13 protein-coding genes are annotated in these 9,214 nt (G+C 65.3%); 4 read left to right on the top strand and 9 right to left on the bottom strand.

Annotated features, from left to right (window positions below):
• Positions 1–75: 75 nt before the first annotated feature.
• Both B3D39_RS01245 and B3D39_RS01240 read left to right on the top strand, forming a co-directional pair.
• Positions 76–480 carry a DoxX family protein gene (locus B3D39_RS01245; protein ID WP_078520821.1) on the top strand — a complete coding sequence of 135 codons (405 nt, stop codon included), beginning with the start codon at positions 76–78 and terminating at the stop codon, positions 478–480.
• A gap of 12 nt (positions 481–492) precedes the next feature.
• Positions 493–1,296, top strand: a complete 804-nt coding sequence (locus B3D39_RS01240) for a VOC family protein (RefSeq protein WP_274962942.1) — start codon at positions 493–495, stop codon at positions 1,294–1,296.
• Between the two features lie 246 nt (positions 1,297–1,542).
• On the opposite strand, the gene B3D39_RS01235 is transcribed toward B3D39_RS01240, so the two are convergent.
• The 3 genes from B3D39_RS01235 to B3D39_RS01225 all read right to left on the bottom strand — a co-directional run bounded on the left by B3D39_RS01235 (position 1,543) and on the right by B3D39_RS01225 (position 3,405).
• Positions 1,543–2,607 carry a 5-(carboxyamino)imidazole ribonucleotide synthase gene (locus B3D39_RS01235; RefSeq protein ID WP_274962943.1) on the bottom strand — a complete coding sequence of 355 codons (1,065 nt, stop codon included), beginning with the start codon at positions 2,605–2,607 and terminating at the stop codon, positions 1,543–1,545.
• Positions 2,600–3,085, bottom strand: coding sequence for a 5-(carboxyamino)imidazole ribonucleotide mutase (gene purE / locus B3D39_RS01230; RefSeq protein ID WP_274962944.1), 486 nt, complete (start codon positions 3,083–3,085; stop codon positions 2,600–2,602). Before purE ends, B3D39_RS01235 begins: the two co-directional genes overlap by 8 nt.
• Before the next feature lie 101 nt (positions 3,086–3,186).
• Positions 3,187–3,405 (bottom strand): YdcH family protein, encoded by a 219-nt coding sequence (locus B3D39_RS01225; protein WP_078520817.1) that lies wholly within the window; start codon positions 3,403–3,405, stop codon positions 3,187–3,189.
• A gap of 232 nt (positions 3,406–3,637) precedes the next feature.
• On the opposite strand from B3D39_RS01225, the gene B3D39_RS01220 reads away from it, so the two are divergent.
• Together B3D39_RS01220 and B3D39_RS01215 are read left to right on the top strand one after the other, a co-directional pair.
• On the top strand, positions 3,638–4,048 hold the full coding sequence (locus tag B3D39_RS01220) for an Hsp20 family protein (RefSeq protein ID WP_078540722.1): 411 nt from the start codon (positions 3,638–3,640) through the stop codon (positions 4,046–4,048).
• Between the two features lie 23 nt (positions 4,049–4,071).
• The gene (locus tag B3D39_RS01215; RefSeq protein WP_078520815.1) at positions 4,072–4,299 is read left to right on the top strand and encodes a DUF1150 family protein; all 228 of its coding nucleotides are present in this window, start codon (positions 4,072–4,074) and stop codon (positions 4,297–4,299) included.
• Between the two features lie 33 nt (positions 4,300–4,332).
• Here B3D39_RS01215 and B3D39_RS01210 read toward each other — a convergent pair whose 3' ends face one another.
• The 6 genes from B3D39_RS01210 to B3D39_RS01185 all read right to left on the bottom strand — a co-directional run bounded on the left by B3D39_RS01210 (position 4,333) and on the right by B3D39_RS01185 (position 9,086).
• Positions 4,333–4,770, bottom strand: coding sequence for a paraquat-inducible protein A (locus tag B3D39_RS01210; RefSeq protein ID WP_078520814.1), 438 nt, complete (start codon positions 4,768–4,770; stop codon positions 4,333–4,335).
• Between the two features lie 36 nt (positions 4,771–4,806).
• Positions 4,807–5,580 (bottom strand): DNA repair protein, encoded by a 774-nt coding sequence (locus B3D39_RS01205; protein ID WP_244176646.1) that lies wholly within the window; start codon positions 5,578–5,580, stop codon positions 4,807–4,809.
• A 127-nt stretch (positions 5,581–5,707) separates the two neighbouring features.
• Positions 5,708–6,454: an ABC transporter ATP-binding protein gene (locus B3D39_RS01200; RefSeq protein WP_274962945.1), complete on the bottom strand. Its 747-nt coding sequence runs from the start codon at positions 6,452–6,454 to the stop codon at positions 5,708–5,710.
• The gene (locus B3D39_RS01195) at positions 6,451–7,242 is read right to left on the bottom strand and encodes an MlaE family ABC transporter permease (RefSeq protein WP_078520812.1); all 792 of its coding nucleotides are present in this window, start codon (positions 7,240–7,242) and stop codon (positions 6,451–6,453) included. Before B3D39_RS01195 ends, B3D39_RS01200 begins: the two co-directional genes overlap by 4 nt.
• Positions 7,239–8,288 (bottom strand): alanine racemase, encoded by a 1,050-nt coding sequence (gene alr, locus B3D39_RS01190; protein ID WP_274963441.1) that lies wholly within the window; start codon positions 8,286–8,288, stop codon positions 7,239–7,241. The genes B3D39_RS01195 and alr overlap by 4 nt, the downstream gene beginning before the upstream one ends.
• Before the next feature lie 69 nt (positions 8,289–8,357).
• Positions 8,358–9,086: a hypothetical protein gene (locus tag B3D39_RS01185; RefSeq protein WP_286789304.1), complete on the bottom strand. Its 729-nt coding sequence runs from the start codon at positions 9,084–9,086 to the stop codon at positions 8,358–8,360.
• Between the last annotated feature and the right edge of the window lie 128 nt (positions 9,087–9,214).

The following is a 9,214-nucleotide window of genomic DNA, read 5'->3' as shown; positions in this document are numbered from 1 at the left end:
CGCGAACGGAATGGCTAATTTCCTCGCTGTATCGCGAACACACCGCACAGGGAGTGCGGTTACAGGAGATAGACCATGATCGACACCAAACTCGCCCCTTACGGCATCCTCGTCCTGCGCCTTCTGACCGGCGCTCTGTTCCTCGTCCACGGGCTGACGAAGCTGTTCGTCTTCACCCCGGCCGGCACGATGGGCTTCTTTGAATCGCTGGGCCTGCCCGGTTGGCTCGGCATCCTGACGATGGCGGCGGAAATTCTCGGCGGTATCGCCTTGATCACCGGCATCTATGCGCGGATCGTATCCTTCGGGCTCGGGTTCATCCTGCTCGGCGCGGCCTTCACTGCACACTGGGGCAACGGCTTCGGCTTCTCGAACCAGGGCGGTGGCTGGGAATACCCGGTGATGTGGGCCATCGTGCAATTCGCGCTCGCGGCTCTGGGTGACGGCCTTTATGCGCTGCGCCCGACCAAACTGAAGTGACAGGAGGAGACGATGGCTACCAGTGACGCAAATGTTGAAATCGGCCATGTGACCCTCGTGGTCCATGACCTCCCGGCGGTGGGCGCGTTCTACGAGAGCGTGCTCGGGTTGGAGCGGATCTCGGGCGACGCAACCGAGGCGCGCTACGGCGTCGACGGCAAGGTGCTTGTGATCCTCAAGGCCGACGCATCGGCGCGCAAATCGAGCCGGTCGGAAGCGGGGCTGTTTCACACTGCCTTCCTGCTGCCCGAGCGGGCCGATCTGGGTGCCTGGTTGACCCGCGCCGCCGAGACCGGCATCCGGCTCGACGGGGCGTCCGATCACCTCGTGAGCGAGGCGGTCTACCTGCACGACCCCGAGGGCAACGGCATCGAGATCTACCGGGACCGCGCCCGCGAGGACTGGCCGCGCAAGGATGGGATGATCGCGATGGTGACCGATCCGATCGACCTGCGCGACGTGATGGTAGAGGCCCGTGGCCCGTGGCGCGGTGCGCCGAAAGGCACGGTGATCGGCCACGTTCACCTTCAGGTGGGCGCGCTCGATCCGGCGGAGCCGTTCTACGCCGAGACGCTCGGCGCGGATGTGATGGCCCGCTATCCGGGGGCGAATTTCCACGGCTGGGGCGGCTATCACCACCACCTCGCCACCAATGTCTGGAATAGCCGCGGCGCCAAGGAACGTCACCAGCCCGCGACCGGTCTGGTCGAGGTGGGGCTGAAGGCCCATGCAGAACCGCTCGCCGCCTTCCGCGAAGCCTATGGTGACAGCGTGGCCGACCCGTGGGGCACGCGCTTCACTTGGTCCGCGAAGTGATCGTGAGATAAGAGAAAGGCGCCGGGCGGACTATAGAAGATCTCGCCCGGTGCGCGGCGAAGCCGCAGGGCGCGCGCCTGCCCGTTCCGGCGGGCTGGCGCATCGTCACCCGCGCGCAACGCTCCCGCTTCGGAGGGGTTTAGCTGGCATTAAACGCTGCCGCTCAAAGCGTCCGAGCGCCACCCCACGGGCAGGCGTGCGGTGACGACATAAGAGAAAGGCGCCCGCGATGGGCGCCTTTTTCACTTACAGGATGTGGTTCACATGGCCCATCTTGCGGCCCGGCTTCACCTCGGCCTTGCCGTAGAGATGCACCTGATACCGCGCGAGCTTCGCCAGTCCCGGCACCCGGTCCATGTCGTCGCCGATCAGGTTCTCCATCTCGACATCGCAATGGCGCGAGCCGTCGCCCAGCGGCCAGCCGGTCACCGCGCGGATATGCTGCTCGAACTGATCGACCGCGCAGCCCGCCTGCGTCCAGTGGCCGGAATTATGCACGCGCGGGGCGATCTCATTCACGATCAGCGCGTCGCGGGTGACGAACAGCTCGACCCCCATCACGCCGACATAATCGAGCTTGTTCAGGATCTTGGCCGCCAGCAGAACCGCATCGGTGCGCTGGTTGTCGGTGATCGCGGCGGGGACCAGCGTGGTGCGCAGGATGCCGCCCTCATGCTTGTTCTGGCCCGGATCGTAGCAGGAGATCGCGCCATCCTCGGCGCGCGCGCCGATCACGGAGATCTCCTTGAAGAACTCCACGAAGCCTTCGAGGATCGCGGGCGCGCCCTTCATGTCCTCCAGCGCGGCGGCGGCCTCTTCGGGCGCGTTGATCACAACCTGACCCTTGCCGTCATAGCCGAAACGGCGGGTCTTCAGGATCGCGGGGCAGCCGATTTCGGCAATTGCCTCCTGCAGGTCCTCGATATCGTCCACGGCGGCGAAAGGCGCGGTGGCGAGGCCCAGATCGTTGAGGAAGGCTTTCTCGACCAGACGGTCCTGACTGACCGCGAGCGCCTTGCGGTTCGGGCGGATCGGCTTGAGGCTTTCCAGCAGATCGAGCGCCGAGGTCGGCACGTTCTCGAATTCATAGGTGATGACGTCCACAGCCTCGGCGAAGGCGCGCAGCGCGGCCTCGTCCTCATAGGGCGCGGTGGTCACCGCATGGGCCACGTCGCCTGCGGGCGGGTTCGCGCCCGGCTCGAAGATATGGGTCTTGTAGCCCAGACGCGAGGCCGCGACCGAGAGCATCCGGCCCAGCTGACCGCCGCCGAGGATGCCGATCACCGATCCATAGGGCAGGGGCTCACTCATCTTCCGGCTCCTCCTTGATCGAGGCCGAGAGCTTCTCGCGCCAGTCGTCGAGCCGCTTAGCGAGAGCCTCGTCCGACACGGCCAAGATCCCCGCCGCCATCAGACCGGCATTAGCCGCGCCCGCAGCCCCGATCGCCATGGTCGCGACCGGGAAGCCCTTGGGCATCTGAACGATGGAATAAAGGCTGTCGACGCCCGAGAGCGCCCGGGTCTGCACCGGCACGCCGATCACCGGAACGCGGGTCTTCGAGGCCATCATGCCCGGCAGGTGCGCCGCACCGCCAGCGCCTGCGATGATGACGTGCAGCCCACGCTCCACGGCCGTCTTGCCATAGGACCAGAGCCTGTCGGGAGTGCGATGGGCCGAGACGATCTTCGCCTCGTATTCCACACCGAGTTCGTCGAGAATTTCCGCCGCCTCTTTCATCGTGGACCAGTCGGACTGGCTGCCCATGATGATTCCCACTTTCACGCTCATGACGCCCCCTTTGCAGATGGAGCGCGCACTATAGGAATCTGTGCCGTCGCGGCAAGCCCCGGAGGCGCGCAGGCGCCGATCGGATTGGTTGGAGGTCAGGTTCAGGCGATGATGTCGGGGGTGAGCTGGTCTTCGATCCGCGCGATCTCGTCCTTCAGAGCCAGCTTTTGCTTTTTCAGCCGCACAAGGCGCAGCTGATCGGAATGCACCGCCTGCGTGAGCGCCAGGATCGCCTCGTCCAGATCGCGGTGTTCGCGGCGCAGCACTTCCAGTTTTACCCGCAGCACTTCTTCATGATCCATCTCGAGATGGGCGTTCATATCCGTATCGTCCGGTTCTGGTTGCGCAAAATATCATCCGCCCGACTCGGCCAAGGCGGTCAGGTGGGAGGGTCAATATAACAGGTTTCGAACGGGTTAGGAGAAAATTTGCCGTCAGCGTAAATGGTCGGCGGGGTCTTGCAGGGGGCTTCCACGCCGCCCATATTTGATAAGTGGGCTGCCGAAGATCGGGGCCCGAACTTGCAACGTCGCTTGATCAAGGGCTTGCCGAATGACGAAACTGAGTTTTGGCGCACATCCCTACCTGCTGGGCTTCGACCAGCTGGAACGGCTGGTGGAACGCACCGCCAAGGGATCGGATGCCTATCCGCCGTATAACATCGAACAACGCGGCGAGGATGCGTTCCGCATCACGCTCGCAGTGGCAGGCTTCCGCGAGGAAGACCTCGCGATCACGCTCGAAGACCGGGCTTTGGTGATCCGCGGCCGTCAAAGCGAAGAGGACAGCGAACGCCTGTTCCTACATCGCGGGATCGCCGCACGGGCCTTTCAGCGCAGCTTCGTGCTCGCAGAAGGGGTCGAGGTCGCAGCCGCGACGATCGAGAACGGTCTACTACATGTCGATCTGAACCGGGCCCCGCCCGAGACGATCGTGCAGACCATCCCGATCGAGCGGAAATGAACAGGCAGGAAAGGAAACGCGCAATGAATACGGAATATGATTTCGGCGATAATGCCGAGCATCCCATCGTCTATGTCCGCGAAGTCGCGGTCGTCGATCTGCCCGAGGAAATCCGGGCCGAGCTGGACGATGTCGATCACCTCTATGCGGTGCATGACAGCGATGGCGAACGGCTCGCGCTGGTGAAGGACCGCAAGCTGGCCTTCTCGCTGGCCCGGCAGAACGATCTGGACCCGGTCTCGGTCCATTGATCGGCTGAAAGGACGCGAAAGGCGCCCGGGGGATCACCCTCGCGGCGCCTTTTTCATTTCCAGATGCGAGATCGCGAAAGAGGCCGCGACGCATCCGGTAAACAGGTACAGCCCCCAGGCCGTCTCGAGCCGCCCGACGCCCACGCCCTTCGCCACCACGATATAGATCGCGATCAGGAAGATGTCGGCCATCGCCAGCTTGCCGAGGATATTGAGCGCGGGCAGCAGGCGCGGCGCGGCCAGATCGAACTGGATCAGCGCGACGCCGATCACCTTCAGATAGGGGGCAAAGAGCGCGAGGAAGCTGACGAGTAGGGCGAGGAACACATCGGTCCGCCACAACGTCTGCAACCCACTGAGCACCGAAATCTCCTCCAGCCCGAAGAAGGGCAACAGCCCCGCGCGCAGAAGCGGCGCGGCCCAGGCGAGGGGGAAGAGTAGCAAGAGCGCCAGATTGGCGTATTTCAGCATCGGCCGGCGCTCACCCCAAGGGGCGCTCAGGCCCCGTTACGACTTGGATTCTTTCTTCGCGATCGGCACCACGTTGGGCTGCGGGCCGTCTTCGATTTCGTAGCCCAGCAGCGGCAGGATGTCACGCAGGTCGCGCTCCAGCAGGCTGAACTCGGCACTGACCTCGCGCTCTTCGGTCTCGACATCGGTCAGCCATTCGCGCAGCTCCGAGCAGGTCCGGCGGGCGACAGAAATCTGATCGCTCAGAGTCTCGGCCTCTTGTTGGCGCTGTTCGAGGAAGGCGCGGGCGCGTTTGACTTTCTCGGCGGAATAGACCTCAGCGAGATCGCGCGACTGCAGGCTCATCTGCGCGGCCAGTTCCAGCAGTTCCGGCTCCAGCCCGCCCAGATCGGGATGCTGGCGCAGATGGGTGATCCGCTCGCGTACGGCGTCGAATTCACCCGAGAGTGCGAAGACGCCCGCGCGGTCGGAGTCGTGGGCGCTGCGATAGGCGCGGGCCACGTCATCCATGCCGACATGAAAGCGGCGGTGGCTGCCTTCGAGCTTGGACACGCGCGAACAGGAGGGCAGATAAAGCAGCAGGATCAGTGCCAGCAAGGCCGCGCCCACCTGCAGCCAGACACCGAAATCGGGCAGGGCGGTTTCGCCGAATTGCGCCTCGAGGCTGAGCCACGGCATCAACCCGAGCGAGGCTGCCGCGACCGCGCCGATGGCGGCGAGTGCGGTGACTGCGACAGTGACGGTGAGTGTTTGGCCAATCGCCGCGTTGAAACGGTCTAGATTGGCGCTTCCTACCTGTTCGGTTTGCATGATGTGACCTCCCCCCTGTTCCCATATTGAAGATAGCGGCCAGTTCCGGTCCGAGATTGAGTCTCGTTGGTGGATCAAGCACTTGGGGAGAATGCGCGGAAATTCGCTTGGTTCCGCAGCCTGTGTGTTAACGAAGCGTTTCGATCGGTCCTTCGGCGCGTCCGTGGATGAACTGCTGGACGTAAGGGTCTGAAGTTTCGTCCATTTCCGCGATCGGACCTTCCCAGCGAATTTTGCCCGCGTGAAGCATCGCAACGCGGTCGGCAATCGCCCGGACCGAGGACATGTCATGGGTGATCGTCATCGCGGTCGCGCCCATCTCGGTAACGATCTCTCGGATCAGCTCGTTAATGACGCCGGCCATGATCGGGTCGAGCCCGGTCGTGGGTTCGTCGAAGAAGATGATCTCGGGCTCGGCGGCGATGGCACGGGCAAGGCCCACGCGTTTCTGCATCCCGCCCGACAGTTCCGCCGGGAACAGGTCGGCCACATCCGGCGACAGGCCCACGCGGCGCAGCTTCTCCACCGCGATCTCGCGTGCCTCCGCCTTGGGCCGCTTCAGCGCGCCGCGCAGCAGGCGGAAGGCCACGTTCTCCCAGACCGAGAAGCTGTCGAACAGCGCGCCACCCTGAAACAGCATCCCGAAGCGGGCGAGGAACGCGTCGCGCTCGCCCTCATGCACGTCGATCCCGTCGAGGGTGATCTTGCCGCCATCGGGCTCGATCAGCCCGAGGATGCATTTCAGCAGCACCGATTTGCCGGTGCCCGAGCCGCCGATGATGACGGTGGATTGCCCCGTCGGCACCACCAGATCGACGCCGCGCAGGACGTGTTTCGATCCGAAACTCCGGGTTATGGCGTCGAGGGTGATCATGCCGAGAAGAAGGCCTCCGTCAGCACGTAATTCGCGGCGAGGATCGCGACCGAGGCGGCGACCACCGCGGATTTCGTGGCCCGGCCCACGCCCTGCGCGCCGCGGCCCGAATTCATCCCGTGATAGCAGCCCATCGTGGCCACGATGAAGCCGAAGGCCGCGCCCTTCACGAGGCCCGATCCCACGTCCCAGAATTCAAGGAAGTCCCATGTGTTCTTGAGATAGGTGGCCGAGTTGAAGCCGAGGCGGTTCACGCCGACCATCCAGCCGCCCATGATCCCGATCACGTCGCCCACGCCCACGAGCATCGGCACGCAAAGCGTCGCGGCCAGCACGCGCGGCACGGTGAGATATTTCATCGGATTGGTCGAGAGCGTGGTGAGCGCGTCGATCTGCTCGGTCACTTTCATCGTGCCGATCTCGGCGGCGATGCTTGAGGCCACCCGCGCGGCGACCATCAACCCGCCCAGAACCGGGCCCAGCTCGCGCACCATGCCGATCGCGGTGATCGAGGGCACGACCTGTTCGGCCGAGAAGCGCGCGCCGCCCGCGTAGATCTGCAGCGCCAGCGCAGCGCCGGTGAACAGCGCCGTCATCCCCACGACCGGCAGCGACAGCCAGCCGATATTGAGGCACGCGAGCCAGAATTCGCGCAGGTAGAAGGGCGGACGCAGCAGGTGGCTCAGCGTCTCGCCCACAAAGAGCGACAGCCGCCCCGTCGCCGCCATCAGCGCAAGCGTGGCCCGCCCCAGCGCGGCCAGCGGTCGGCTGAGCGCCGCTGCATTCATGCGGTGGGCTCCGCGTAATTCCGGGCGTAGCGGGGACCGAGCGAAGTCAGGATCTCATAGCCAATCGTGCCCGCCAGATCGGCCAGCGTATCGACGCCCTGATGAGGCCCCAGCAGATCGAGCGTGTCGGGCACCGTATCGAGATCGGTCACATCCACCGTCAGCAGGTCCATCGAGACACGGCCCCGCAGCGGACAGGGCGTATCGCCCGCGTAAAGCGCGGTGATGTTCGACAGCACGCGGTGGATCCCGTCGGCATAGCCCGCCGAGAGCGTGGCGATCTTCGTCTCGCGCTCGGCGGTCCAAGTGTTGCCGTAACCCACGGTCTCGCCGGGCTGGACCACGCGGGTCTGGATTACCGGCAGCGACAGGGTCGCGACGTGGCGTGCGTCGTCAAAGGGGCGCCCGCCATAGAGCCCAATGCCGGGCCGCGTCACGTCGAAATGATAGTCCGGGCCCAGCAGGATACCGCCCGTCGCCGAGAGCGAGCGGCTCAGCCCCATGCCGTCGGTCATCCGTTTGAATTCGGTCAGCTGCTTGGCGTTCATCTCGTGCTCGGGCTCGTCGGAACAGGCGAGGTGGCTCATCACCAGCTCGATCCCGCGCTCCATCAGCTGCGGGGCGGTGGCCTGCCACTCGGCTGCCTCCATCCCGAGCCGGTTCATCCCGGTATCGAGCTGCACGCCCACGGGGCTGTCGGGGATCGCCTGCAGATGCCGCTGCGCCTGTTCGGCCGAGTTCAGCATCGGGATCAGCCGCGCGTCGCGCAGGAAGCCCGCATCGCCCGCCATATGACCGCCGAGGATGTAGATCCGTGCGTCCTCGCCCAGATGCGGGCGCAGCCTTGCGCCTTCCTCGGCCAGCGCGACGAAGAAGTCCCGCGTACCGGCCTGATACAAAGCCGGGGCCACGCGCCCTGCGCCCAAGCCGTAGCTGTCGGCTTTCACCACCGCCGCGGTGCGCGTCGCCGCGCCCGATTGCGCATCGAGAGCGCGCCAATTGCTGACCACTGCGTCGAGGTCGATATGAAGATTTGCCTGTGCCATGGCCCCTTTTTCTGCGCACACGCCCTCAGGTCAAGGGCAATCCGCGCAAGCCGCGCGCATGGCTGCGTTTCAGGGAAAGCTGCGCCCGTCTTCCAGCCGCGCAAGGATGGCCTCCGGCCCGCCCTGATGCGCCTCCCAGATCAGCACGGCGCAGGCGGCCTCGGCGTAAAGCCCGTTGTCGCGCCCGGCCTGCGGCGCCCAGTCGAAAGGCGAGCTGGGCAGGTCGGCGCGCGGCAGCGCCTGACAGCGCTCGATGCCCGAGCCCGGCCCGAGATAGCGCGGATCGTTCGAGACCAGCACCGAGAGCCCCTCGTCGAACCACGCGGGCATCCGACCGCGCACCTGACCCAGAACGCCCAGCCGGGCATGGGTCTCGGTATGGGTCAACTCATGGGCGAGGATCGTCTCGGTCAGCCCGCGCGGAGCCACGCGAACCACCGCCCAGGCCCCGAGCGAATAGGTCACCGCCGCAGCCCCCCGTCCGCCAAGGCGGCGGTCGCAGGCATCGCTCGTGCAGGCGAGAATGCGGGTATGGGCTTCGCGCGTCGGATAGAATTGGCCGACGGTGTCGCGCGCCGCATCGACCGTCTCGACCAGATCGCGCCGCTCTGCGCGGCTCATCTCATGTTCGACGAAAATGCCCGGCGCGGCCCGGTCCATCCCGAAACAGCGCGGGCACAGCCCCGCCGCCAGCACCGGGTAGAACCACAACAGCGCGAGCAGACCCAAAAGCCCACCCGCCAGAAGTGCCAATACTGAGACCCGGATCACGCGCCACATGCTGCCAAGATGGCGCAAGCGGCGTCTTTGACCAAGCGTCAGTCGCGCGGGCGGAGAATTTGTCGCAGAGCGCCGTGCAGCGTCTGCACCTCCGAGCGCGTCATCGCGAAACGCGTCCACATGTTGCGCAGGTTGCGCTTCATCAT

Source organism: Thioclava sp. UBA3469 (assembly GCF_002378135.1).
GTDB classification, from domain to species: domain Bacteria; phylum Pseudomonadota; class Alphaproteobacteria; order Rhodobacterales; family Rhodobacteraceae; genus Thioclava; species Thioclava sediminum.
Note: the sequence above shows the minus strand (reverse complement) of the source record. Positions and strands in the feature narration are given on the sequence as shown.